The sequence below is a fragment of the Alicyclobacillus acidocaldarius subsp. acidocaldarius DSM 446 genome, assembly GCF_000024285.1.
GTDB classification, from domain to species: domain Bacteria; phylum Bacillota; class Bacilli; order Alicyclobacillales; family Alicyclobacillaceae; genus Alicyclobacillus; species Alicyclobacillus acidocaldarius.
This window is the reverse complement of the sequence record NC_013205.1, coordinates 962,311-987,648: the sequence shown is the minus strand read 5'-3', so window position 1 is coordinate 987,648 and position 25,338 is coordinate 962,311. Positions and strand designations below refer to the sequence as shown.

Annotated in this window: 24 protein-coding genes; 8 read left to right on the top strand and 16 right to left on the bottom strand. The window is 65.2% G+C overall.

Annotated features, from left to right (window positions below; translation table 11 throughout):
* Positions 1 to 16: 16 nt before the first annotated feature.
* Positions 17 to 1,015, bottom strand: a complete 999-nt coding sequence (locus tag AACI_RS04555; RefSeq protein WP_012810303.1) for a LacI family DNA-binding transcriptional regulator — start codon at positions 1,013 to 1,015, stop codon at positions 17 to 19.
* 119 nt (positions 1,016 to 1,134) lie between these two features.
* On the opposite strand from AACI_RS04555, the gene AACI_RS04550 reads away from it, so the two are divergent.
* Positions 1,135 to 1,362, top strand: a complete 228-nt coding sequence (locus AACI_RS04550) for a hypothetical protein (protein ID WP_041707328.1) — start codon at positions 1,135 to 1,137, stop codon at positions 1,360 to 1,362.
* A gap of 30 nt (positions 1,363 to 1,392) precedes the next feature.
* On the opposite strand, the gene AACI_RS04545 is transcribed toward AACI_RS04550, so the two are convergent.
* Positions 1,393 to 2,559, bottom strand: a complete 1,167-nt coding sequence (locus AACI_RS04545) for an iron-containing alcohol dehydrogenase (RefSeq protein WP_012810302.1) — start codon at positions 2,557 to 2,559, stop codon at positions 1,393 to 1,395.
* 139 nt (positions 2,560 to 2,698) lie between these two features.
* On the opposite strand from AACI_RS04545, the gene AACI_RS04540 reads away from it, so the two are divergent.
* On the top strand, positions 2,699 to 3,607 hold the full coding sequence (locus AACI_RS04540; RefSeq protein ID WP_012810301.1) for a DMT family transporter: 909 nt from the start codon (positions 2,699 to 2,701) through the stop codon (positions 3,605 to 3,607).
* 55 nt (positions 3,608 to 3,662) lie between these two features.
* On the top strand, positions 3,663 to 4,943 hold the full coding sequence (locus AACI_RS04535; protein ID WP_012810300.1) for a BaiN/RdsA family NAD(P)/FAD-dependent oxidoreductase: 1,281 nt from the start codon (positions 3,663 to 3,665) through the stop codon (positions 4,941 to 4,943).
* A 69-nt stretch (positions 4,944 to 5,012) separates the two neighbouring features.
* On the opposite strand, the gene AACI_RS04530 is transcribed toward AACI_RS04535, so the two are convergent.
* Positions 5,013 to 5,207 (bottom strand): hypothetical protein, encoded by a 195-nt coding sequence (locus AACI_RS04530; protein WP_008336644.1) that lies wholly within the window; start codon positions 5,205 to 5,207, stop codon positions 5,013 to 5,015.
* A 92-nt stretch (positions 5,208 to 5,299) separates the two neighbouring features.
* Between AACI_RS04530 and AACI_RS04525 the strand changes: the two genes are divergently transcribed.
* Positions 5,300 to 5,899 carry a Maf family protein gene (locus AACI_RS04525; RefSeq protein ID WP_012810299.1) on the top strand — a complete coding sequence of 200 codons (600 nt, stop codon included), beginning with the start codon at positions 5,300 to 5,302 and terminating at the stop codon, positions 5,897 to 5,899.
* Between the two features lie 4 nt (positions 5,900 to 5,903).
* Here AACI_RS04525 and AACI_RS04520 read toward each other — a convergent pair whose 3' ends face one another.
* From AACI_RS04520 to AACI_RS04485, 8 genes are all read right to left on the bottom strand, one after another.
* Positions 5,904 to 7,070 (bottom strand): alpha-hydroxy-acid oxidizing protein, encoded by a 1,167-nt coding sequence (locus AACI_RS04520; RefSeq protein WP_012810298.1) that lies wholly within the window; start codon positions 7,068 to 7,070, stop codon positions 5,904 to 5,906.
* 12 nt (positions 7,071 to 7,082) lie between these two features.
* Positions 7,083 to 8,762, bottom strand: coding sequence for a long-chain fatty acid--CoA ligase (locus AACI_RS04515; RefSeq protein WP_012810297.1), 1,680 nt, complete (start codon positions 8,760 to 8,762; stop codon positions 7,083 to 7,085).
* 37 nt (positions 8,763 to 8,799) lie between these two features.
* Complete coding sequence (locus AACI_RS04510; protein ID WP_012810296.1) at positions 8,800 to 9,777, bottom strand: alpha-ketoacid dehydrogenase subunit beta; 978 nt, start codon at positions 9,775 to 9,777, stop codon at positions 8,800 to 8,802.
* A 1-nt stretch (position 9,778) separates the two neighbouring features.
* Positions 9,779 to 10,846 carry a pyruvate dehydrogenase (acetyl-transferring) E1 component subunit alpha gene (pdhA, locus tag AACI_RS04505; RefSeq protein WP_012810295.1) on the bottom strand — a complete coding sequence of 356 codons (1,068 nt, stop codon included), beginning with the start codon at positions 10,844 to 10,846 and terminating at the stop codon, positions 9,779 to 9,781.
* Positions 10,847 to 10,878: 32 nt separating this feature from the next.
* The gene (locus AACI_RS04500; RefSeq protein WP_012810294.1) at positions 10,879 to 11,955 is read right to left on the bottom strand and encodes a class I SAM-dependent methyltransferase; all 1,077 of its coding nucleotides are present in this window, start codon (positions 11,953 to 11,955) and stop codon (positions 10,879 to 10,881) included.
* 165 nt (positions 11,956 to 12,120) lie between these two features.
* On the bottom strand, positions 12,121 to 13,287 hold the full coding sequence (locus tag AACI_RS04495; protein WP_012810293.1) for a trans-sulfuration enzyme family protein: 1,167 nt from the start codon (positions 13,285 to 13,287) through the stop codon (positions 12,121 to 12,123).
* A 119-nt stretch (positions 13,288 to 13,406) separates the two neighbouring features.
* Positions 13,407 to 15,218 (bottom strand): SWIM zinc finger family protein, encoded by a 1,812-nt coding sequence (locus AACI_RS04490; protein ID WP_012810292.1) that lies wholly within the window; start codon positions 15,216 to 15,218, stop codon positions 13,407 to 13,409.
* Positions 15,219 to 15,299: 81 nt separating this feature from the next.
* Entirely contained in the window at positions 15,300 to 15,929 is a 630-nt protein-coding gene (locus AACI_RS04485; protein WP_012810291.1) for a YdeI/OmpD-associated family protein, read from the bottom strand.
* A 268-nt stretch (positions 15,930 to 16,197) separates the two neighbouring features.
* On the opposite strand from AACI_RS04485, the gene AACI_RS04480 reads away from it, so the two are divergent.
* A complete protein-coding gene (locus AACI_RS04480) occupies positions 16,198 to 18,000 on the top strand; it encodes an alpha/beta hydrolase family protein (RefSeq protein ID WP_012810290.1) in 1,803 nt (600 codons plus the stop codon).
* The gene (locus tag AACI_RS04475; protein WP_012810289.1) at positions 17,997 to 18,884 is read left to right on the top strand and encodes a DMT family transporter; all 888 of its coding nucleotides are present in this window, start codon (positions 17,997 to 17,999) and stop codon (positions 18,882 to 18,884) included. Before AACI_RS04480 ends, AACI_RS04475 begins: the two co-directional genes overlap by 4 nt.
* On the opposite strand, the gene AACI_RS04470 is transcribed toward AACI_RS04475, so the two are convergent.
* Positions 18,843 to 19,205, bottom strand: a complete 363-nt coding sequence (locus tag AACI_RS04470; RefSeq protein ID WP_008336676.1) for a DUF423 domain-containing protein — start codon at positions 19,203 to 19,205, stop codon at positions 18,843 to 18,845. The two genes, AACI_RS04475 and AACI_RS04470, sit on opposite strands and share 42 nt — an antisense overlap.
* 12 nt (positions 19,206 to 19,217) lie before the next feature.
* Entirely contained in the window at positions 19,218 to 20,645 is a 1,428-nt protein-coding gene (locus tag AACI_RS04465) for an amidase family protein (RefSeq protein WP_012810288.1), read from the bottom strand.
* A 212-nt stretch (positions 20,646 to 20,857) separates the two neighbouring features.
* Between AACI_RS04465 and AACI_RS04460 the strand changes: the two genes are divergently transcribed.
* Positions 20,858 to 21,190 (top strand): hypothetical protein, encoded by a 333-nt coding sequence (locus AACI_RS04460; RefSeq protein WP_012810287.1) that lies wholly within the window; start codon positions 20,858 to 20,860, stop codon positions 21,188 to 21,190.
* A gap of 213 nt (positions 21,191 to 21,403) precedes the next feature.
* Here AACI_RS04460 and AACI_RS04455 read toward each other — a convergent pair whose 3' ends face one another.
* The 3 genes from AACI_RS04455 to AACI_RS04445 are packed head-to-tail and all read right to left on the bottom strand — an operon-like array spanning position 21,404 to position 24,557.
* A complete protein-coding gene (locus tag AACI_RS04455) occupies positions 21,404 to 22,813 on the bottom strand; it encodes a PTS fructose transporter subunit IIC (RefSeq protein ID WP_012810286.1) in 1,410 nt (469 codons plus the stop codon).
* Positions 22,798 to 23,778: a 1-phosphofructokinase family hexose kinase gene (locus AACI_RS04450; protein ID WP_081442613.1), complete on the bottom strand. Its 981-nt coding sequence runs from the start codon at positions 23,776 to 23,778 to the stop codon at positions 22,798 to 22,800. The genes AACI_RS04455 and AACI_RS04450 overlap by 16 nt, the downstream gene beginning before the upstream one ends.
* A complete protein-coding gene (locus AACI_RS04445) occupies positions 23,775 to 24,557 on the bottom strand; it encodes a DeoR/GlpR family DNA-binding transcription regulator (RefSeq protein WP_012810284.1) in 783 nt (260 codons plus the stop codon). The genes AACI_RS04450 and AACI_RS04445 overlap by 4 nt, the downstream gene beginning before the upstream one ends.
* Positions 24,558 to 24,813: 256 nt before the next feature.
* Between AACI_RS04445 and AACI_RS04440 the strand changes: the two genes are divergently transcribed.
* Positions 24,814 to 25,266, top strand: coding sequence for a PTS sugar transporter subunit IIA (locus AACI_RS04440; protein WP_148213731.1), 453 nt, complete (start codon positions 24,814 to 24,816; stop codon positions 25,264 to 25,266).
* Positions 25,267 to 25,338 lie beyond the last annotated feature (72 nt).

Sequence of the window (25,338 nt, the reverse complement as noted above, 5' to 3'; positions counted from 1 at the left end):
CCCCCAGTTGAAGTGCTCAGGCCGTCTCGCGCACGACGAGTTGCGGCGGCAACAGCGTGCCTGATGGCATCTCGCCCTTCTGCAGCATATGGACGAGCATCTTGGCCGCTTCGCAGCCCATCTCATACCGCGGCTGTGCGACCGTCGTCAGCGCGGGCGTCACGAAACGCGCGAGGTCGATATCGTCAAATCCGACCACCGCGAGATCGTCCGGAATGCGGATGCCCATCGCCTTGCAGTGTTGGATGCCTCCGATGGCCATGAGATCGCTCGCGAAGAACACGCCATCCACGTCCGGCGCTTTGGCGAGCAGCTCGGCGAGCGCGCGCTGTCCCCCTTCGAGCGTGAAATCCCCATAGACCACGAGGCGCTCGTCGAACCCCCCCACATATTGGCGCACGGCGTCCTCGAATCCCCTCAGCCGCTCGCGGCTCACCGCAGCGTGCGCGGCGCCGTTCACAAAACCGATGCGCCTGCACCCCCGGGATACGAGGTGCCTCACCGCGTAGCGCGCGCCGTTCACGTTGTCCGTCATCACGTAACCGCAGTGCCGGCTGAGCAGCGGCAGATCGATCACGACGCTCGGCAGCGTGGACTCCACGACCTCCTCGACGTACGGATCGTCCAGGCGAATGCCCATGACGATCACGCCGTCCAGCCCTCGCGCCCGGCAAAAGTCCACGTAGCTCACCAGTTGCTGGCGGGCGGTGTCCGTGCTGACCAGCGTGACATCGTACCCGTACTCGGCAAGCGTGTCGTGTACGCCGACCAAAACGTCGTAGAGAAAGTGGTGGCTGCCTTTGCGAAAATCGGACACCAAAAGCCCGATGTTCTGGCTCTTCCTGAGCACGAGGCTCCGCGCCACGTGGCTCGGGCGATAGTTCAGTTGCTTGGCGACCTCAATGACGCGCTGGCGCGTCTCTTCACCGACGTCCGCGGCGCCATTCAGCGCCCTCGACACCGTCGTGACGGAAACGCCTGCTGCGCGCGCCACGTCGCGAATGGTGACTCTCATGGCGGCAAACCCCTTTTGCGAGCCTCCGGCGCATCCAAAACGTTTTCGGCAACCCGAACCTACCACACGCGAGTCAGCATCAATATACCCGAAAACGTTTTGGGAACGCAAGAGGGAACATGGATTCCGTGCGTTTGTGGCTCGTACAACCTGTCCCATCGGGCCGACAGGGGTACGGGCTCGCAGAGGCGCACGTGGATGCGGGCGAACCTCGCCAAGCACTCGCTGCCATGGCGGCCGGCCTCCGCCAAAGCCAAGCGGCGTATCCGCCCAACTCCGCGTTTGAGGCGCTGCGGCGGGAGGCGCTTCAACTAGAAGCGCAAACCTCCCACCGTCGCGCTCGGTGACCCCAACCGCCTGACGCGAATGCGAGCGCGTCACAGGCTCGCGCGCAAGATGTTCAGCACGTCCTCCTTGCCGAGCTTGCGGAAGTGGCCAATTTCACCAAACCGCACCGCCTGCGCCGCCATGCGCTCCAGTTGATCGTCGCCGATGCCGTAGTCCCTCAAGCGCTGCGGAGCGCCGATCTCCCTGTAGAATTCCCGCACCTTCTCGATGGCGATGTCGGCCAACTCCTCGTCCGACTTGCCCGTCCCGTCCACCAGGAACACGCTTTTGGCGAGCGACGCGAATCGGCTCGGATCGGTGCTCTTCACGTACTCCATCCAGTGCGGGAACAGGATGGCCAAGCCGCCGCCGTGCGGAATGTCGTAGATGGCGCTCACCTCGTGTTCCATGGCGTGGCAGGCCCAGTCGCCGACGATGCCCATCGAGATCATGCCGTTCAACGCCATGGTGCTGCAGTACATGATGGTCTCGCGCGCGTCGTAGTCGGTTGGGTTGTCCACGACGCGCTTCGCGTATTCCACGATGGTCCGCATCACGGCCTCAATGAGGTGCTTCTGCAGCGGCGCGTGGCGGGTGGAGTGGAAGTAATGCTCGAAGCAGTGCGCGAGCATGTCGCAGATGCCGTACACCGTCTGATCGCGCGGCACCGTGAACGTGTTCTCAGGATCGCAGAAGGAGAACACCGGGTACGTGTACGGCGAACCCGCGCCGAGCTTCTCCTTCGTCTCCCAATTTGTGATCACGCCGCCCGCGTTCATCTCCGACCCCGTGGCCGCGTGCGTGAGGATGGTGCCGAGCGGCAGCGCCCCGGTCGCCTGCGCCTTGCGCTGATAGATGTCCCAGACGTCTCCGTCGAACTTCACGCCCATGGCGATGGCCTTGCCGCAGTCGAGCACCGAACCGCCGCCCACCGCGAGGATGAGATCGATGTCGTTTTGCCGGCACATCTCGATGCCCTTGTACACCGTCGTCAGGCGCGGATTCGGCTCGACGCCGCCCAGCTCAAATACCGTGACGCCCGCATCCTTCAGGATGTTCATGACCTTGTCGTACAGGCCAAACCGCTTGATGCTGCCTCCACCGTACAACAGAAGCACGCGCCGTCCAATTTTCAGGACCTCGTCCGCCAGGTGCTTCTCGATCTGCCCCTTCCCGTAGTAGAGCGTCGTCGGGTTGTGAAAGCGAAAAGGTTCCATGTCGATCCCCCGTGTCACACACGATTTTTCAGTAGCTCATCCATTGTAACAACTTCGATACCGAATTCCAAAAGCCCTCCGTTCTGGCCGGTGCCCATCCCGCATACATATGGGTTTGTCCGCGACCGGAGGTGAGACCGTGACGTCCCCAGGACTCTTGACCGCCATCGCGAGCGCGGTCGCGTATGCCCTGTCCTACGTGTGCCTCAGGAAGGGGCAAGCGGATTCCTCGCCTCCCGACAGCGGACTTCTCCCCGTGCTGGTCACAAGCCTTCTGTTGCTCATGACCCTCGTGCCCATCGGTCTTGCGTCACATCGCGCGCCCTTGGGTTTCCCCATGCGCGGGCGAGCCCTCGGCTTCGCCTGTCTATCGGGCGTGATCGGCACCTTTCTTGGAAGGCGCCTCTTGTACCTCGCCGTTCAGCGCCTCGGCGCCGTGCGCGGCGTGGTGCTCAAAGGGCTGAGCCCCGTGGCCACGGTGATCCTCGCGTACGCCTTCCTCGGCGATCCCGTCTCATGGCGCGTGACCGCGAGCCTCGCGGGCGTCCTCGGAGCCATCGCGCTTTTGGCGCTGGAGAATCGCGCACGTCCCACGCGCGATCGCGCCCTGTTTTCCTCTGGAGCGTTCGTCGGGATTTCGGCGGCATGTTTACAAGGGATGGGACACGTGTTCCGCCGGATCGCCCTCTCCAGTGGCGCGTCGCCGGTGGGCGCCGCGCTCGTCGACGTCGCCGTCGCCACCCTCGCCTGTATCGCAAGCTTCGCCCTCGAAGGCAAACTCGGGCCGCTTTTGCGCCACTACCGAACCCACCTGTCCCCCTGGCTCCTCGCGGCAGGCGCGTCGAGCGCAGCCGGCGTGCTGCTGTTTTTCGTCAGCGCGAGTCTCATCCCCGTCAGCACCGTGGCGACGCTCGCCGCCTCCGAGCCCGTGTTTGTCGCGCTCCTTTCCTGGCTCCTCGTCCCGCACCTCGAGCGCCCGAGTCTGTACAGCGCCTCCGCCGCGTGCCTCGTCGGGTTTGCCACGGTGATCCTCTCGCACGCGCCCTAGTTGCCGATGGCCCCGCCTTTTCGTACACTTCAGGGCAGAAATGAGGCGGGATCAGATGACGAATGTCTTGGTGATTGGCGGCGGACCCGCCGGTTTGATGGCGGCCATCGCCGCGCGCGAGGCGGGCGCCCGCGTCCTGCTCGTCGAAAAGGGGGACAGGCTGGGGCGCAAACTGGCCATCTCCGGCGGCGGACGCTGCAACGTGACGAACGCGAAGCCCCTGCCCGAGCTGATGCAACACGTCCTGGGAAACCCGAAATTCCTGTATTCGTCGTTCCACCGCTTTAGCAACGAGGACATCATCCGGTTTTTCGAGGGTCTCGGGGTCGCGCTGAAGGAGGAAGATCGCGGCCGCATGTTTCCCGTGTCCGACGACGCTCGCACGGTCGTGCGCGCCGTGGTGCGACACATGGAGCGGCTCGGCGTCGAGGTTCGGCTCCACACGCCCGTGGTGCGCATCCTCGCAGAAGAGAGACGGTTCGTGGGCATTGAAACCGAGCGCGGCGAGGTGATCCCCGCGGCGGCGTGTGTCATCGCCACGGGCGGGGCGAGCGTCCCTCAGACCGGTTCGACCGGCGACGGCTACCGATTCGCGGCGTCTGTGGGACACACCATCGTGCCGCCGTACCCGACCGCCGTGCCCATCACGTCGGATCATCCGTGGATTCGCGATCGAAGGCTTCAGGGGCTGTCTCTCTACAACATCGAGCTGTCGATCTTTCGGGGCGACAAGCTCTTGACCGTCGAACCGGGCGATCTCGTCTTCACCCACTTTGGGCTGAGCGGTCCGGCGGCGCTGCGCGCGAGCCACTATGTGACGGTGTCGCTTCGGGAGCAACCGGGCGCGAAGCTCACCGCTTCCATCGATGTGCGGCCGGATCGGACGTTTGAGGACTGGATGGCGCTGTTCAAGTCCGCGCGCGAGCGCCACCCCAAACGGCGGCTCCGCACGGAGCTTGAGGGACACGTGCCGGATCGCCTCGCGGCGTTCGTCTTGCACGAGGCGCAAGTCGAGGGCGAGGTGCCGCTGGCACAGGCGTCGCACGAGTCGCTGATGAGGGTGTCGCGCGCGCTGAAGCGGCTCGCCATCCCGGTGACGGGGACACTTCCGCTTGAGAAGGCCACCGTGACGGGAGGCGGTGTGAGCGTGAAAGAGATTGACCCCAAGACCATGCAGTCGAAGCTTTGCGCTGGGCTTTACTTCGCGGGCGAGGTGATGGACGTTCACGCGCACACGGGCGGGTACAACATCACCATCGCGTTTTCCACGGGGCACACGGCGGGAAGCGAAGCGGCGCGCTACGCCCTGGCGCACGCCCGGACAGAGCGGGTCTAACCGCCCCGCAACCGCGCGCAGGGCACAGGTCGAACCTGTGCCCTGCGGTTTGCCCCGAGCTCAAAGGATTCAAATCTGTTCGTCGCGCACCGACGCGCCGTATTCGCCGTCGAGCGCTCGAGCATAACGTCCGTAGGACGGATTGCCATGGCGAGAGGCACTGCCGACTTTTTCGCCGCGGCGCATCGCGCGGCTCGCTTCAGCGCTCATCACCGGGCCGGACGCTTCGTCGCCCCGGCCAATCGACTTTCGCCGCGATGTCATGCCACCTTCGCCTCCTTGCCGCTCGGAGCTATGGTTACTTTGCGCCTCGGTGGCCCTTCAATGCGTGCAAATTGAGGAAGGAGACCTGTACCATGCGCATCATTCTGGCGTCGGGATCGCCGAGAAGGCGAGAGCTTTTGAGCATGCTCGGCGTGCCCTTTTCCGTGCAGCCAAGCCAGGCCGACGAGACGATTCCACCCGGCGCACGGCCCGCTGACGCCGTTGTGGCGCTTGCGCGCCGCAAGGCCGAGGCCGTGTGGGCGCGCCTCGACGAGGGCGAGAGGCGGGACGCCGCCGTCGTGGCGGCGGACACCGTCGTCGCCATCGACGGAGACATCCTGGGCAAGCCGCAAGACGCCGATCAAGCCCTCGCCATGCTCAAACGCCTCCGCGGGCGCACGCACCTCGTGTACACGGGCGTGTGCGTTCGCACGGCTTCCGCCGAAGAAGCCGCGTTCGCCGAGACACAGGTACGCATGCGGCCTCGGGACGACGCGTGGTTGCGGCGATACGTGGCCACGGGCGAGCCGATGGACAAGGCGGGCGCCTACGCCATCCAGGGGTACGGGAGCCTGCTCGTGGACTCCATCGCGGGCGACTACTACAACGTCGTCGGCCTGCCGCTCGGGCTGTTGGACGAGATGTTCGGCCGATTGGGTCTGCCGCTGACCGCACTCGGGCCTTCTGTCTGATCCGCTACGCGCGGGCGAGTGCGCGTACGTCGAGCGTCGAAAGCGAACGGTGTCCAGACAGGGCCATCGTGAGATCGAAGTCCGCGAGGAGATACCGCAGCACGGTCTCCACACCGCGCTCGCCGTCGACCGCGAGGCCGTAGGCATACAGTCGGCCCACCAGCACGGCGTTCGCACCGAGCGCAAGCGCCTTCACCACGTCGGAGCCGCGCCGCACACCGCCGTCCATGAGGACCACCTTCTCGCGGCCGACGCGTTCCCGTATGGCGACCAGCGCGTCCAGCGATGGGACGGCCCCGTCCACCTGCCGGCCGCCGTGGTTCGAAACGATGATGCCGTCCGCTCCGCGGCGAAACGCCTCCTCGGCGTCGTCGGGATGGAGAATCCCCTTCAGGAGGAGCGGAAGATCTGTCGTCTCCCGCAGCCAGTCGAGATCGTCACACGTGAGGCCCGGGTGGCCGAAAATTTGCGTCCAGAGGAGGATGGCGCTCGCCGGATCTTCCTCGGGAGGCCGGCGCAGCTTCGCGCGAAACGCCGGATCCGAGAGATAGTTCCCGAGTCCTTCGCCGAGCAAAAAAGGCAAGTACGCGCGCTCAAGATCCCGCTCCCGCCAGGCCATCATGGGTGTGTCGAGCGTGACGACGAGCGCCTTGCAGCCGGCGGCCTCGGCGCGGCGCACGAAGCTCTGGGCAACATCTCGATCCCTCGACCAGTAGAGCTGGAACCAGAGTGTCGCGCCGGGCGCCTTTTCGGCGATGGTCTCAAGTGGCATGGTCGATGCCGAACTCACGATGTACGGAAGTCCCACCTTCGCGGCGCCCCGCACCGCCGCCACCTCCCCATCGGCGTGCAGGATGGACTGCACGCCGATGGGCGCGAGGAGCACGGGATAAGGCAGCCGCTCGCCGAAAAGCTCGATGGACAGGTCTCGAACCGACACGTCGCGGAACACGCGGGGCACAATCCGCCACTTGGCGAACGCCTCCTCGTTTGCCCGCATCGTCTCGCCCCGCCCCGATCCGCCCGCGAGATACCAGAACGCCTCTGGCGATAACACCTCCCGCGCTCGCGCGACCCAGTCCTCCATCGAGATGCAGAGCGGATCGCCGCCATATTGGCCGGTGAGCCGCATCTGATAAATCTGAAACTGCGCTTCGTTGCCGATGTTCATCCGCTTCACTCCTCAGGGCGATGCGACCTGCCGCTTCTTGCGCTCCTCCTCCTGCAGCACGCGCCAGAGGATCTTGCCGCTGCCGGACATCGGCAAGCTGTCGACAAACTCGATCTCCCGCGGGCACTTGTACGCCGCCATCTGCTCGTGGGCCCAGGCGATGATGTCCTCCGCGGTGACTGCGCCCCTCTGATCTTGCTTGAGGATGATGAACGCCTTGACGGTCTCGCCGCGGCGCGGATCGGGGACGCCGACGACGCACGCCTGCTCCACCGCCGGATGCTTGTAGAGGATGGACTCTACCTCGGTCGGCCACACCTTAAATCCAGACGCGTTGATCATCCGCTTAATGCGATCCACGATGAAGAAGTACCCTTCTTCGTCGTAGCGGCCGAGATCGCCCGTGCGGAAAAACCGCTTGCCGTCGATCTCGACAAACGCCTTCTCGTTTTCCTCCGGCCGGTTCCAATAGCCGAGGAAGACCTGCGGGCCGCAGACGAGAATCTCGCCTTCCTCGCCCGGGCCGAGCTCCGCGAGCGTCTCAGGATCCACAATGCGAGCATCCACGTCGAAGAGCGGAATGCCGGCGCACTGGAGCTTGGCGCGATCCGGCGGGTTGGTGTGGGTCTGCGCGATGGTCTCGGACAGTCCGTAGCCCTCGACGTAGTCGAGGCCGGTGAGCGCCTTGAGCCGCTCGCCCACCGCCTTCGGCAGCGCGGCGCCTCCGCCGCCCACCACCATCAGGGAGGACAGGTCGTACGACTCGATGCGCGGATTGGCGAGGAAGTCCACGACCATGGTGGCGATGTTGGTCCAGTGAGTCACGCGCAGCTTTTCGATGAGCTCCGCGGCCGTCTCGCGGTCCCAGCGCGTGAGAATCGCGAACGTGTTGCCGCAGTAGATGGGCGCGTTCATGCTGTGCTCCATGCCGGTGACGTGGAAGAAGGGCAGGGTTGAAAGCGCCACGCCGTCCGGCGTCACGCCGTTCCAGACGGCGGCGCAGACGATGTTGGCCTGGACAGTGCGATGCGTGTGCATGCAGCCCTTCGGCACGCCAGTGGTGCCGGACGTGTAGGGGATGACGGCGAGATCGTCCGCGGACACCTCGCTCGGCCGCGGGGCAAGCCCGGATGTAAGCGCTTGCGACCACGGCACCAGCGCAGGGTGATCGAGGGGCACGGCGGGCGCCGCGACCACGTCTGGCACGCGGTGCGCCGGCTCGGGCGGCAGGGCGTCGCGGTAACAGGCGACAATGGCCTTGTCGATGGCGCCGGTTTCCACGAGCGGCCGGACGCGATCGACCAGCTCCTGGCCGACCACGGCGACGCGCGCGCCGGAGTCCTCGAAGTAGAAGGGGAGCTCGTTCGCCACGAGCATCGGGTTCAGGGGCACGACGACGGCGTCCGCGCGCAGAATGGCGTAATAGGCCACGACGAACTGTGGCGAATTCTGCATGTAGAGCGCGACGCGATCGCCCCGCTTCACGCCGAGGGCCTGTTGGAGATAACCGGCGAGCGCCTCGACCTCAGCGTGAAGCTCCCGAAACGAGATCTGTCGCCCGTAGTAGTAGATGGCCGCCTTGTCCGGGTATCGGCGCGCGGACACGGCGAGGTTGTCGTGAATGGGCGTGCGGGGCACCGTCAGCGTCCTTGGAACACGTTTCGGCCAATACGCAAAGTGGCGCGTGAACATCCAATCCCTCCTTCAAACGGAAGCCGAAGTTTCGGTGTCAATCTTCCATGACGCGCTCGATGGCCTCGACGACGCGCGTCACGCTCGGGAGCCAGGCGTCCTCGAGCGCGGGCGGCGGGTAGGGCGTGTCGAGCCCGGCCACCCGCTCGATGGGCGCCCGCAGGTGGTAAAACGCCAGGTCCATGATGGAGGCGGCGATCTCGGCGCCGAGCCCGGCATACCGCACCGCCTCGTGGACGATGACGGCGCGGCCCGTCTTCTCCACGGACGCTTTGAGGGCGGATCGGTCGAGCGGCGCGAGCGTGCGCAGATCCAGAACCTCGCACGAAATCCCCCGGGATGCCACCTGGGCTGCCGCCGATTCCGCCACCGGCACGGTGGGCCCCCAGGCGACGAGCGTGACGTCCGAGCCCTCGCGGCGGACGGCCGCCCGGCCGAGCGGCACCTGGTAGTCTCCCTCAGGCACCTCTTCCCGGAAGGCGCGATAGAGCCTGATGGGTTCCAGGAAGACGACGGGATCGGGCGAACGGATGGCGCTGAGCAAAAGCCCCTTGGCGTCGTACGGACGGCTAGGCGTCACGACGACGAGCCCCGGCGTGTGGGCAAAGAGCGCCTCCAGGCTGTCCGAGTGCAGCTCCGGCGTGCGCACGCCACCTCCGTATGGGGCACGAATGACCGCGGGGGCCGTGAACCGTCCCTGCGTGCGGAAGCGGATGCGCGCGAGCTGCGCGGCGATCTGATCCATCGCCTCGTAGGCAAAGCCGAGAAACTGGATCTCGGCGACGGGCTTCATGCCCGCCATGGCGAGGCCCACGGCCGTTCCGACGATGGCCTTCTCCGCGAGCGGCGTGTCGGCGACGCGCGCTTCGCCGAATTCGGCCTGCAGCCCGTCCGTGGCGCGGAAGACACCGCCGTTTTTCCCTACGTCCTCGCCGAAGACGAGAACGCGCGGATCGTCGCGAAGGGCGATGGCCAGCGCATCCCGAATGGCCTCGATCATCGTCCACTTGGGCATCTCAGCGCGCCTCCTTTCCGCGTTTGGCGAGATGAAGCGCGAGTGCCTCCGGGACCTCGGCGTACACGTGGCGCGCGGCCTCCTCGAGGGACTTATGCGGGTACGCTTCCATGTCGGCCACCGCCTGGCGCACGCGCGCTTCGGCCTCCTCTTCACACGCGGCTTGCCGCTCATCGTCCCAGAGTCCCTGTCGCGTAAGCCAGAGCCTGAGCCTCACGAGCGGGTCTTTGGCCGCCGCCCATCGCTCCACATCCACGGCGTCCCGATACCTTCCGGGATCGTCCGCGGTCGTGTGCGGACCCAGGCGATACGTGACCGCCTCGATGAGCGTCGGGCCGTCCCCACGGCGCGCCCGCTCGACGGCGTAGCACATCGCCTGATACACGGCGAAGGCGTCGTTCCCGTCGACCCTGAGGCCCTCCATGCCGTACGCGATGGCCTTTTGCGCGATGGTCGGCGACGCCATCTGCCGATGCACGGGCACGCTGATGGCGTACTGGTTGTTCTGGCAGAAGAACACGACGGGCAGGCGCATGACGGAAGCGAAGTTCATGCCCTCGTGAAAATCTCCCTCGGACGTCGCACCGTCACCGAAATACGCCACGGCGATGTCGTCCTTCTCCTGCAACTTGCACGCCCAGCCCGCGCCCACCGCGTGTAAAATCTGCGCCGCGATGGCGATCTGAGGAGGCGCCATGTGGATCTCTTCCGGCATGCGGCCTGCGTCCGGATGTCCGCGGCTCTTGAGCAGGGCGTGCACAGGTTCCAGCCCGTGGTACATCATGCCGGCGAGCTCGCGGTACGTGGGAAACACCCAATCGCTCGGACGAAGCACGGCAAAACTGGCGATCTGCGCCGCCTCCTGGCCGCGAAACGGCGCGTAGGTTCCGAGCCGCCCCTGCCGCTGCAGGAGTTGCGCGCGCTCGTCGAATTTTCGGCAGAAGATCATGAAAGGGTACCACTCGAGGGCGAGATCGGCCGCGTTCTCGGGCAACTCGCCCACCATCTCGCCCGCCTCATTCAGCACCTGATCCGGTTTTGTGTCGCCCGTGAACCGGTAAACCTGCACGTCATCCACCCCGATTTCGCCGCTTGTCGCACTCAGCGCGGCTGCGCCACGATGCCGTTGTGCGTCTTGATCCAGCCATGGCGAAGAATGTTGAATCCGTTTTCATAAAGGTACAGCCCCATTTGGTCGACGGTCATCAGTTCGCGATAGGTGTAGTTCATCGCTTCCGCCATCACGTGGTAGAAGAGCTTGGTCCTCCACCCCAGCCTCGGCGTGGTCAGGATGGCGTAGCCGCCCGGCCGCAGAAACTTCCGGTGCCATTCGATGCATTCAGGTTTGTACTCGTCCGGAAAGTGCTCCAAAAGCCCCACGCTCAGCACGATGTCGAACTCGCGCCCGAACGGAAGCTTGCGGATGTCCTCGACCAGGTACGTCAGTTTCATCTCGCTCCGGTACCACGGGCGCGCCGATCCCGTCGCCGGATCATACCCGAGAAACGGGTAATCCTCCGGAAAGTCCCCGAAGCGATGGTCGCGGCAGAAGGCGTCGTAATCCACCATGACAGCCTCGCCACCGGGATACATGGCGTACAGCTGCATCGCCTCGTACCCCTCCGCCGCGCCGAGGAACAGGATGCGGGGACGCTTCACATCGAGCCCGCGAAACAGCGCGCGCTTTCCCCGCGGGTCCCAGATGGTGTCGGTGACCCGGTGCGCGAGGTTCCAGAGCGTGACCTGCTGAAGTTCCTCAAAGACCGAGGCGATCTCGTCCGCCCGAAGCGAAGCGACGCTCCTCAGCATGCGGCGCATGGCGGCCCGCTGCGCCTCCCGTCCATCTTTCACGAACCAGCTGTGAAACGACCGGTTGAACATCTCCCAGCTCGTCTTCACCGGCATCGTGTCGCCGTGTTTCTCTTCCCAGAGCCTTTTGCCGGACGCGTAGTTCTCGACGCGGACCGGCTTGCCGACATCTTTCCACCTCACCACCGACCAGTCGCGAATCGGGCGCTCGACGATGAACTGGTCGAGCTCCTCGAGACGCGGCGCGCGAAGGTCGTAGCGAAAGTGCGGCCCAACGCGCGTCTCTCCCATGCGCACGGGCCCGCGCGCCGCATGACGAAGTGCCCCGTCCGCGCGGCCCTCGGGCCGCGATCCCGGCGGCGCTCCCATCCCCACCACCTCCATTTCAGAGATGAAACGCGATTTCGAACTCTTCTGCTCTTTGATCTTCGACATGCCGTTTACGAAATCCTATGCGCCCGCCCCCCGAATCCGCACGTTCGCCCCAAAACGCCTCGGGCCGATCCGCCACTCGCGAGATCGGCCCCGTGCGTCTCACCGCCTGCGGGAGAGCACCTGCTCCGCGGCGTGATCGAGCGCTTGGCTCAGATCGTCGATGAGATCCCCAATATGCTCGATGCCCACCGACAGCCGCAGCAGCCTGTCCGTGACGCCCACCTTCTCTCGGATCTCCTCCGGAATGTCGGCGTGGGTCTGCCGGGAGGGATAGGTGATGAGCGTCTCGACGCCGCCGAGACTCTCCGCGAACGTGACGAGCTTCAAATGCTCGAGGATGAACGGCACCATCCGCGCGTCCAGCACCTCGAACGACACCATGCCCCCGAAGCCAGACGCCTGCTTCGAGCAGATGGACTTCCCCGGATGCGTATCGAGGCCGGGATAGTAAACCTTCACGATGTCGTCGCGCGCGTCGAGCCACGCTGCGATGGCGCTCGCGTTCATCGCGCACCGCTCCATGCGTATGGCGAGCGTCTTCATGCCCCGCATGAGGAGCCACGCGTCCTGCGGTCCGAGCACGGCCCCGATGGAGTTCTGGACGAAGTACAGCCGCTCGGCGATCTCGTCCGATTTCGCCACCACGAGGCCGGCGAGCACGTCGTTGTGTCCGCCCAGAAACTTCGTGGCCGAGTGAACCACGATGTCCGCGCCCAACTCAATGGGCCGCTGGAAGTACGGCGTCATGAACGTGTTGTCCACGATGGTGAGCCAGCCGCGCCTCCTTGCGAAGAGGCTTGCCGCCGCGATGTCGGTGATTTGCATGGTCGGATTGGTGGGCGTTTCGATGAACAACGCGCGCGTGGTGTCCCGCGCGGCGGCCTCCACCTCCTCGAGGTGGCCCGTGTGCACATAGGTGGCCTCGATGCCAAGCGGGCGAAAGATGTGCTCGAGCACCCGATACGTGCCGCCGTACAGATCGCTCGAGACGATGACGTGATCGCCCGGGGAAAACAGGGAAAAGACGGCGTGGACCGCGGCCATGCCGGAGGAAAACGCGAATCCGCGAACGCCGCCTTCGAGATCCGCGATGGCGTCCTCGAGAATCTTGCGGGTCGGATTGAGCGTCCGCGTGTAATCGAATCCAGTGCTCTGGCCGAGCGCCGGATGAGCGTATGTCGTCGAGTGGTAAATTGGAGCAGACACGGCTCCGGTCCCGGGATCCTGGCGATTCCCAATCTGGGCCAGCTTCGATTCGATCTTCAACGTGGTCGGCTCCCTTCCTGCGCTCAAATCACAAGCGATAGACAAAATGTACAGACGCGCAGGCCGAGCGTCAAGGACACGCGCGTGCCTTCGCCTCGCTTCACGCGCCCGGCGCACCCTTACGCCAGGAGTCCCGATGCGCGCAATTCGTCGCGAAGCGCGGGGAGGCGCCGGCTTTCGGCTTCGACCGCCGCCCGCACCTCGTCCCAGGCCGCCCCGCGCCCAGCGTCCATCAGACCTGCGCGCAGCACCACAAGCCACCGGCACGCCCGCCGATACGCGTCCCGGCCTCGAAGGTCGATGGCTTCGAGGGCGACCCGCGCCACGAGCCGAACCAGCCTCCCGGCGTCTTGCGCGGCGAACTCAGTCATCACGCGCTCCAAACCTGGCCCCGGCGACCACATCTCCGCGCCCTGAATCCCCACCTCCAGCGCGCGCCAAGCGTCCGCCAAGCGTCCCTGATGAAGCAGCAAGCCGCATGCAGCGGCGAGGTGTCGCTGGTTCAGCAGCAGGTTCGCGCACTGGATGACCGCATCATGGCGAATCTCGTCCGGCACGCGCGCGAGCCAGCGATCGCGCCTGTCGCCCGTCGGATCGCACAGGAACGCTTCGCGCAGGCACGACGTGGCGCCATCCGACTTGCCCTGGCAATCCATCACGTCCGCGAGCATCGCCCACACGTCGGCCGACGGCCGCGTCCCTGCGATCCGCTTTAGGCTCGATTCCGCAATCCCCCAGTCCTCAGCGTCCATGGCGGCCTGCGCCAGACGCATGTCCGCCTCGCGGTCCAACACTGGCCGCATGCGCGCGATCTCGTCCGCCGCGGCGAGATCGCCCATCTGGAGCGCAAACGCGATCATCTCGCGCCAGTTCTCCTCGATGAGCGTGGCCAGCGGCAGCGGAATCCAGGGCACGTGCGGAACGCAGCCTCGAAGGCCGGGCGGACGGGGGAAATCGTCGAGCGCGGTCACCCGTTCGCAGGCCGCGCGCAGATGGCGCGTGTCCAACCACCCGCCCTGCAGCGCGGCGAGCGCGACGAGTACATCTTCGGCACAGGTCGCTTCGGAGAGCTTGGCGAGGGACCACGCGCGCCACGCGTCTATCGCCGCCTCGCCGAGGCCGGAAAGCCGCTTGACCGCCGTCGCGAGTGGGGCGCCGAGCGAGCGGAGGAGCGCCCTGTGGTGAAGCTCGTCATCGTCCGGCACATCGTCGCCGAAGCGCGCCACGAGCCGGCGGAAATCGTAGACCGCATAGGGCGCGAGCGCCGCGGGCGTTGCGCCCGCGAGAGCGTCCGCGAAGGTTTGAATCAGCCTGCGTGCGCTCTCCCAGCCCGCGCCGGTGTACGTGACGGTGACGGGAGGCGGCGCGTCGCTGTCGAAGGGGATGGCGGCATCGCCTTGCGCGATTCGGTCGGCGGCGAGAAGCAGCGCTCGCGCCTCCTGGTGAAGACGGGAGAGCGACGCTTCGTCCGCCCAACGGGTGGGCGCCGTATGCACGAAGCGCGAGGCGCGAACGAGCAGCGAGACATCGGGGCGCGACGCCATGACGTCGGCGACATAGCCCGGCAATTCACCGTCTCCGATGGAGCCGAGGCACGCGTCGAGATCGAGCGGTTGGCCTCCTCGGATCCCGTCGAGCCGCGTCTCGCGCGCGACGCGCAGCGCGACCGCGACCATGTGTTTGCACGGCCCGCCGTACGGGCACGAACAACGGCTCTTCTCGACATCTTCGACATGCAAAAAGACGCGATAATCTGCCGCGCCGTGCACGACGGCGTGAATGACGCCGTCTTGCAGCGACCAGGAGACCACGCGCCCGGTTTCCGCGTATTCCACACCGCGATCAAAGACGTACTCCGGGAGAACGTCCTGCCACCCAAAAGGTGACGTGAGCTCTCTCAGCGCCTTGCGCCACCCCGAGGCTCTGTGCACGTCGCCACCTCCGTTTCATGAAGGCCGCCTCGAAGCGCCCATCGTTCGCGTTCTGACATCAATTTCCAAGTCCAGGGCCGTTCAGCGGTCATAGAGGCCCTTGCCCTCTAGGATCATGGGAATGCACTTCTCGACCCGCGCCGCTCGCGTCTTCGACTGCTTGGGCGCCGAAAAGTGCAGGAGGTACGCCCGCCGCCTGCCAGGCGTCAGCGACTCGAACGCCCGCCGCAATTCCGGCATCTCATCGAACTTGCGCAGCAACTCGTCCGGCATCGGCAGCTCCGGCGCCTCGCGGGGTGGCGCCGCTTTGCCCACGCGTTCGATCTCGACGGCCTGCTGGATGTAGTCGCGAATGGCCGCCTCGCTGGCTTTCACCTCATCCGCGCTTCGAAACCGCATCTGGCGCCCGGTTTGCGTATGTTCTCCAGGTTTCTCTAGGAAACCGTGCCGATCTTCGATCAGGCCGCCCTTGAGAAAGTTGAGCGCGCAGTACTCCTTGAAAGCGCTCATGATGACGAGATTCCGCCCTTGATGCGTGTAACAAGGCTGCCGCCATTTCACTTCCTCCGTCAGCCCGGAACTCAGCAGAATGGCGCGCAGGGCTTTCAACGTGTCCTCCCATCGGTGGACCTTGCAGTCCGGCGTGCCGCCGAAGCGGCAGCGCATGCACCCCTGTTCGAGGTAGAGATCGACCTCTGGATTTGGATTCACCTCATGCGCTCCCTCAAGTTCCAATCGACCTGCCAACGTGCCTTCACCGCCCGTCCCTCTTCTTCTCACTCGACTATAGCACAGGATGGCGAACGCGGAGGTGAAAACGCAACTCGGTCACCCACGTCGATGCTGTTCCCAGGGGGCGTCCTCCGTCCTTTTGGAATCGTCCCCGCGGCCGGGCAGGAATTTTCACAACCGGTGCCAAATATCCATCTCAGATGGCCGAACCACCCTCAAGTTCACCCCACGAAGGAGCGTGAAACTCGTGTTACAACTCCCGCGCCCGAATCCCGAGCAACTCTTCCACACCCCCACCATCTTCGGACTGGCGGTCTCGAAGGACGAGACCCGGATTGCCGTGGCCACCAATTTCTCCGGCCGCTACGACGCCTGGGGCATGGATCTCGACTGCCCCTTCCCCTACCGGCTGACGAACGAGGGTCAAGTGCCGCACGCGATGCACTTCGATCCCCAGGGCCGCTACGTGCTCGTCGCGTTCGATCACGACGGGGATGAGAACGCCCAACTCTACCTCATCCCGCCCCGCGGCGGCGAAAAACATCCGCTTCGCACCCACGAGGGGCGCCGCTTCATGTTCTGCACGACCTCCAAGGACGGAAACCGCATCTACTACTCGTCGGACAAGGACAATCCCACGTATTTGTGTGGCTACGTGTTCGACCTCGAATCCGGTGAAGAGCGAACCCTCTACGAAGGTGAGGACGGTCCCACCGTCTTGGTGGCCGTGAGCGACGACGAGTCTTCTTGGGTGACCGCGACGGCCTTTGCGAACACGTACCAAATCGCGCACCTCCACCGCGCCGGCGAACGCGTGAGCCTCACGCCGGACCCCGGAACTCCGCACATCGTCGATTCCGTCGAATTTGCGGGCCATCTCGTGGTCTTCGCCACGGACTATCAAGCGGACGAACTGTATCTCGCCTCGTTTGATCCGCAAACCGGTTCGTTCCAGCGCATCTGGGCGCCGGAAAAGGGAAGCGTCACGCACGTGGCCGTGCACAAGGAGAGCCAGACCGCGTACGTCGCCGTGATGCGCGGCGTGATCGACGAGCTGTACCGAGTGGACCTGCGCACCGGTTCTGCAGAGAAGCTGAGCGCGCCTTGCGAGGTGATGGGTCAAGTCAAAGTGGGGGACAGCGGCCGCCTGTATCTGCTCGGTGCAAGCGACAACGAGCCAGGGAATGTGTGGATGCTCGACCTGGACGGCACTTGGCGTCCGCTCACGAGGGTGCGACCCATGGGCTTCTCCCCGGACGACTTGGTGCAGGCCGACGTGGTCCACTTTCCGTCGTTCGACGGTCTCACACTCGAGGCACTTCTCTTTCGTCCGAAGTCCGAGGTCGCGAACGGCTACACCATCATCTGGCCGCACGGCGGGCCGCAGGCGGCCGAGCGCAAAGGCTTCCGCAAGCTGTTTCAGTACTGGCTCCTTCACGGTTACCAGGTGTTCGCGCCGAATTTCCGCGGCAGCACGGGGTACGGCAGCCGGTTCATGAAGATGGTGGAGCGCGACTGGGGCGAAGGGCCGCGCAAGGACATGATCGCAAGCATCGAGTGGCTCCTCGCGCAGGGACTCGCGGACCGCGACAAGCTTTTCTTGGTCGGAGGCAGCTACGGCGGCTATATGACGCTCCTCTTGCATGGTCGACACGCGGACTACTTCCGCGCCTGCGTCGACATCTTCGGCCCGAGCAATCTGATCACCTTTGCGCAATCGGTGCCCGACTTCTGGAAACCCATCATGAAGCAGTGGCTGGGAGATCCGAACGATCCGGCCGATCGCGAGCGGCTGATCAAGGACTCGCCCATCACGTATCTGGACGGCATGACGAAGCCCATGCTCGTCATCCAGGGCGCGAACGACCCGCGCGTCGTCAAGGCGGAATCGGATCAGATTGTGCAGGCCCTGCGCGAAAAAGGGCGGGACGTGGAGTATATCGTGTTTGAGGATGAGGGCCACGGATTTATGAAACTGGAGAACGAGATCGAGGCCTACCGGCGGACCGTCGCGTTTCTCGATCGGCACCGCCAAGCCTCGGCGCCGTGAGGGCGAGCACGGTCTTTCTTCTCGCCCTCGGCCTCGTCGCCATCTCGTTCTCCGCCATGTTCATCGCGTGGTCGACGGCGCCGGCGGGCGTGATCGGCATGTACCGGTTGTGGATGGCGGCCGCCCTGCTCCTGCCCGCGGTGTGGCGCGAGCGGCCGCAGGTACAGTCCCTCCGGCGCATGTCCGGATGGCTCGCGGCGAGCGGCGTGTTGCTCGGCCTTCACTTTCTGTTTTGGATTGAGTCGCTGAAGCTGACGAGCGTCGCCTCGTCGCTCATCATCCTGGCGCTCGAGCCGGTGTTCGTGTGGATCGGCGAGCGGCTGTGGAGGCGCTCACCCGCGGCGTGGGTCGATCTCGCCAGCATGGCGGTGGCCATCGCTGGCGCCGCCCTTGCCGCCGCGGCGAGCGCAGGGCTCTCGCGCACAGGCGCCTTAGGCGACCTGATGTCGCTACTCGGGACCCTCGCCGTCTCGGGCTACGTCCTCGTAGGCGCCCGCGCGCGGGCCGAGGTCCCCGCGTGGACGTACAACGCGTGCGTCTTCGTCGTCGGCGGCGCAGTGCTCGCGGCCGCCAACGGATGCCTCGGCGCGCCGTTTTGGGGCTACAGCGCGCGCAACTGGCTTTTGTTCCTGGCCCTTGCCGTGGTTTCGACTATCCTCGGCCATGGCATCTTCAACGCGCTCCTGCACCGCGTGCCGCCGACCGCCATCGCGATGACCGTCGTGGGCGAACCCGTGGTCGGATCGCTCCTCGCAACCGTGCTTCTGCATCAGCCCATCACGCCGCTTGAAGCGGTGGGCGGCGCCGTGTGCCTCACGGGCGTGGGCGCTTATCTCTGGCGATCAGCGCGCCAAGGCGAGGATGAAACAGATCCACCCCGCTAAAAAGCACAAGCCGCCGATCGGCGTGATGGCGCCGAGCACCTTGACCCCAGAGATGCTGAGCGCGTACAGGCTACCCGAAAAGAGCACAATGCCGACCACAAACAGCCACCCGGCCGCGGAGAGTAGGCGAGAATCGGGATGAAGCCGAAGCAGGATGCCGACCGCGATGAGCGCCAACGCGTGATACATCTGGTACTGATCGCCCGTGTGATAGACGGACATCATCTCGGCCGAGAGCTTGTCCCCCAACACGTGCGCGCCAAACGCGCCGAGCGCGACGGCGAGAAACGCGAACACGCCTCCCCAAATCGCAAACGCCATGGTGTTTCCTCCTCACATCGCAGGCGGGCGCCGATGCTTCGTCGCCTGCTCGTAGTCGTGCGCGAGCTGGCAGAGCCGGACGTCGCTGTACGCCGTTCCGGTGAGCGTCAGTCCGACCGGCTTGCCCTCCGGCGTGTACCCGGCGGGCACCGTGATGGACGGGTACCCGGCCTTCGCCGCGATGGCGCAGCCATAATAGTTCACAAACGCAATCGCGTCCAACCGATGCTCCGCGAGCGCGCGATCGATGCCCTCCTCCCGCGACTCGCGCAGATCGCGAAGCCTCGCGCGGACGTACGAGCCGTCCGCCAGGTGCAGGTGGCTCTGCGCCTGCGCTCGCTCGAAAATCGCCTGGCCGTAGCGGAGGGCCCTATCGGCATTTCGGGCGTTGAACACCATGACGTCCGCGAGCGAATGAACGGGCAGCCACGGCTCCACGGTAGCCAGATACCGGTCCAGCGCGGCCGGAAATTCCGCGACCAGCACGTCGAAGTCGAAATCACGTTTGGGCAGATCGCACTCGATCACGTCTGCCCCAAGCTCGCGCAGCTCGGAGAGAGCCTCATTGAATACACGGCGCTCGTCCTCTGGAACTTCCTCCAGATACGCCTGCGGCACACCAATGCGCGCGCCCTTAAGCGCGCCGCGGCCGAGGTCCAGCCACGCCTCGCGCGAAGGCCAGCGCACGCCCTGCGTCGCCACGTCCCGCGGATCCGGGCCGGCGATGACAGACATCAAAAGCGCCGCGTCGGCGACGGTGCGCGTCATCGGTCCTGCCGTGTCCTGGCTCATCGCGATGGGGATGATGCCCCGCCGGCTGACCATGCCGAGCGTCGGCTTCAACCCCACAAGGCTGTTGGCGCTCGACGGGCTCAGGATGGAGCCGCTCGTCTCCGTGCCGATGGCCGCAGGGGCAAAGCCCGCTGCGACCCCCGCGCCCGAACCTGAGCTCGATCCGCCGACGTCAAACCTGCCAGGCCCGTACGGATTGAGCGTCTGCCCACCGCGCGAGGAATACCCGTTCGGCATGTGATCGCTTAGGAAGTTCGCCCATTCGGTGAGATTCGCCTTGCCGACGATCACGGCGCCCGCCGCGCGAAGCCGACGCACCACCTCGGCGTCTTCCCGGGCGCGGTGCCCCTCGAGCGCAACGGATCCAGCCGTCGTCTGCATGGCGTCGGCCGTATCGAGGTTATCCTTCACGAGGATGGGCACGCCATGCAGCGGACCTCGCAGAAACCCATTGCGGCGTTCCCGATCTCGCGCTTCGGCCTCCAGGAGTGCCTCGGGGTTCACCTCGATCACGGCGCGAATCCCCATCCCATTCACGTTGTGCGCGGCGATCTGCTCAAGATGCCGCGCCACGACGTCCAGCGAAGACACATCGCCTTGCCGAATGGCCATCGCCCACTCGACAAGCGTTCCCGTCATGACGTCCATCAGGCCGTCCCCCATCCCTTCAGTCTCACGGCTATTGTGCCACAGCACACGTGCCCTTGTCTCGACGCCCAGAGTGGCGATCCAACTCACCCATGGAAAGCGCCATTCGATGGGAGGTTGCGAAAGGAAATGAACCGCCATCGTCGAACATACACCGGGAGATCCAGATCTCCTGACGCCTGGATGATCAGCCGGTCACGGGGGTGAGCGCCGTGATTCTCCACCTGCTCATGCTGGCCGTGCGCGATTCCGTGCTTCTCATTCTCGATGTGTTCGCCGCGTGCCTGCTGGCGTTCTTCGCCTTTTCGGATGTTGTCAACGGCCCGTTCTCCTTTCTCGCGAACGGTCTCGTCTACATGGCCGCCATCGCCATTCCCGAGCTGATGGGACTCTCGTGCCTGTGGCTGATGAAGACGGGATATGCGCTGTCAGTTTCCATCGTGGCAGAGATTGTGGTCTTGATTCTGGCCGCCTTCGTGGGACAGGTAGGACTTCAGGCGGCGATGGCCTTTGTGAAAAAGCACAGGACCCGAGATGAAGAATAGGCAGCGAAGCGGGCAGGAGGAGCAGACGCAGGCGGCATCGGCCGCACGGATTTGCAAATCTCGGAGGGTTCTCACGGATCGCACAAGATGGAGCGACCCCAGCTCGCGCGAGCTGAGGTCACTTGTGAGCTGCGTTCGGATGCGCGATTTCTGTGCGTCTCGCTTTCGCGCCCCGCTCGTCCGCGCAGGCCCGCGGACGCCTCGTTCGGCGCCTCAAGCGGACTGAACCTGGATTTCCCGCTTGAGCGCCGTCACCATGGCGGCGCCCACACCCGCCCCGACGAGGATGGCGACCACGAACAGGTACCAGTGCCCAATGAGCGGGAACACGAAGATGCCTCCGTGCGGCGCCGGGTTCGTCACATGGAACAGCATGCTGAGTGCGCCCGTCACGGCCGATCCCGCCATGATCGACGGGATCACGCGGAGCGGATCTCGCGTCGCGAACGGGATGGCCCCCTCGGTGATGAAGCAGGCGCCCAGAATCACAGCGGCTTTCGCAGCGTCGCGCTCCTCCTGCGAGTACTTGCGCGGAGCGGCGAAAGCTGAGATGGCCATCGCCAGCGGGGGAACCATGCCCGCCCCCATGACAGCCGCCATGATCATCTCGGCTTCCGGCGTCTTCGTCGCCAGCAGGCCGACAGCGAAGAAGTAGGCCACCTTGTTGAACGGACCGCCCATGTCGAAGGCCATCATCAGACCGAGCAGGGCGCCGAGTCCGAGCGATGCGCTCGCGCCGATGTGCATGAGGCCGCTTGAAAGCGCGCCCATCAGTGCGGCCACCGGGTGGCCCAAGACGTAGATCATCAGCAGCCCCACGATGCCCACGGACAGAACCGGAAGGATGAGAACGGTTTTGATGCCTTCGAGCGATCGCGGCACGCGGATCCACTTTTTCAGCCCAAGCGTGACATAGCCCGCCACGAACCCTGCGATGATGCCTCCCAGATACCCAGCGCTCGCATTCGGTCCCGCGTGATACATCGTCCCCTGCGTGCCAATCCAGCCGCCGATGAGCCCTGCGGCGAACGCGGCGCGATCCGCGATCGACTGCGCGATGAAGGCCGCCAGCACGGGCACGAACAGCTTAAAGGCCGATCCGCCGCCGATGTTGTCAAACGCCTGAGCCAAGGAGGACTGGCCGTTGATGTCGATGGCTGTGGACAGCGCAATGAAGATGCCCCCGGCGATGACAAGCGGCAGCATGTGCGACACGCCGTTCATCAAGTGGCGGTAGACGGCGGGCGTTCCTTGGTTGCGCGCCTGCTTCGCGGACTGAATCTCGTCGAGTGCCCCGGGCGATCCGGCCGGCTCAAATGTCGGTGCTCGCAGCGCATCTTCCAGCAGCTTCTCCGGCTCCTTGATGGCGGCGCTCACAGACGTCTGCAACAAGCGCTTTCCTCGAAAACGGTCGAGATCGACCTGCTTATCCGCCGCCACAATCACGGCGTCCGCCTCGCGGATCTCGGCGTCGGTCAACGCGTCCTCAGCGCCGAGCGCGCCCTGCGTCTCGACGCGCACGTCGTGACCCAACTTCTTCCCGGCTTGCAACAACGCCTCCTGCGCCATGAACGTGTGCGCAATCCCCGTTGGGCACGCGGTCACCGCTACGAACTTGGCCACAACACATCCCTCCACGCTTCGATTTCAATCTGCTGCTCGATGGCCGCAATTTGTGCGAGCGAAGGAAACGCGCCCGGCGGTAACGCCACCTTGCACGTGGCCGCCGCGGAAGCGAAGGCGAGCGCATCGGGCACAGCGAGCCCGCTTGAGAGCGCGTGCACCATTCCGGCCACCAGACTGTCCCCGGCGCCCACGGGCGACACCACCTTCACGCTCGGCACACGCACGCGCCAAACGCCCTCCTGCGTGACCGCGATGGCGCCCTCCGCCCCGAGCGAGACCACGACGCACGCTGCGTACTGAGCCATGCGCTGCGCCTCTCGTACCACGTCGACCGTGTCCAGCACGGGGGCCCCGGCCCACTCCGAGAGCTCCTGGCGATTGGGCTTGACGACGTGCGGACGAGCTTCCAGCGCAAAGCGCAGCGCATCACCGCTCGAATCGAGGACGACGCGCGCCCCTTTTTGAACGGCCGCCTCCGTCCACGCACGGTAGCCGTCCACCGGACATCCTTCCGGCAGATTTCCGGCGATGACGAGCCACGTCCCCGGCCGCAAGACCTCGAGCACTCGGTCACTCAACAATTCCCAGCTCTCGGGCTCAATGTGAGGCGAAGGCCCGTTCAGCTCAGTGAGTCGGCCGTTTCCCTCCATCACCTTCAGGTTCAACCGCGTCTCCCCCGCGATGGGGATCCACTGCGCCCACCCGGGAAGCGAAGAGGCAAGCCACCGCCCGCGTGAACCGCCCGCAAACCCGAGCGAGCGACTTTCTCGGCCCATCGCCTCGAGCGCGCGCGAGACGTTCACGCCCTTGCCACCAGGCACAAGAATCTGTTCGTCCACGCGGTGCAGTTCGCCGGGTTGGAGCGCCTCCGTCCGCACGTACACGTCGATGGCCGGATTCACGGTCACCGTCACGATGTCCGCCAAACGGAGGCTTCCTGGCCCCTCCGACTGCGCTGTCATCCCATCACCCCTCCGTCCTCGTTGTCACAGATGAACTCCACCTCGGTTTCCGCCTGCCACTGGCGCCACTCGCCGTCGGGCAGGGGTCCGTCCGACACCCACGTGTCGATCTCGTCCCAGGTCGCCACGCGCACAAACGCGGTCTGATGGAGCTTCGTGCGATCCGCGACGAGAACCACGCGGTCGGCACACTTGACCATCGCCCGCTTGACGGCCGCCTCCTGGGGATTCGGCGTCGTGATGCCGCGGAAATCGACGCCGTTGGCGCCCAGAAATGCGATGTCGACGTGCAATTCGTCCAACATGCGCTCCGCAAACGGCCCCACAAAAGCGCCGGTCTTAGCGCGAAACTGGCCGCCCAACATGACGAGATCCATCTCACGGCGTGAACTCAATTCGGAGGCGATATCCAGGCTGTTCGTGACAACCGTCACGCCTTCATGGCGCCATTGCCGAGCAAGTTCGTACGTCGTCGTCCCCGCGTCGAGCAGCACCACTTGTCCAGGTCGCACGAGCTCGAGAGCGAGCGCCGCGATGCGCGTCTTCGCCTCCTGGTTCTGAATGCGCTTCTCGCTCCACGTCGGCTCAAACGCGGCCACTTCCTTGGCAACCGCTCCGCCGTGCGTTCGGTGCAACACGCCCTGCTCCTCGAGCTCTTGCAGATCTCGCCGGATGGTGGATTCGGAAGCTTGAAACATCTGCGCAAGTTCGCTCACCGTCGCTCGTTTCTGTACGAGCACGTGCTGCGCGATGCGGGCCTTGCGCTCGTCCGCGAACATGCCCATCACCTCCCGCGTGGCGCTCGCAAGCCGCTGTGTTCACCTTTGCCGATTGAAGGCTGTCGATGGACGCACCTTTCACATGCGAGCGCTTAATTATGCTCGAATATGATTGATTGCGATCATTTTATGGTGTAGCATGGAGGTTGTCAATCGGGATATGGATTCCGCGTGAAAACGCTTGGGTGCGGCGCCGCGCCATGCCCCGGCGCATCACGCGACTTGGGGATTCGTGAGGAAAGGAAGGTCGAAGCAGATGACGATGCTGACGCGCGAGCACGTGTGCTTTCTGGACGAGTCTGTTGCGACGCGAGCCGACGTCATTCGGCGGATGGTGGAACTGGCTCACCGCTCGGGCCACGTGGAGGACGTCGGTCGCGCCGTGGAAGCCGTGGAGCACCGTGAACAAGAGGGTACGACCGGATTTGGCAAGGGCATTGCCATTCCGCACGGCAAGTCCTCCGCAGTGCGGAAGGCCGCGCTGATGTTCGCCCGGTTGGCAAAGCCAGTGGACTGGAACAGCCTGGACGGCGCTCCCGTCGACACGGTGTTCCTCATTCTGGTGCCGGAAGGCGCTCACGATGACCACCTTCGGCTGCTGTCAAAACTTGCGCGCAAGCTCATGCACGATGACTTTGTGAGCGCACTGCGAGAGGCGAACGAGGTGGACCAACTCGTGGATACCATCCGCGGGGCGCTCGAGGACTGAAGGACTGGACCGAATCGAATCGCCGCCGAGGCGAGATACAAGGAACAGGGCCAGCCGCCCCTCTTGGCGTCT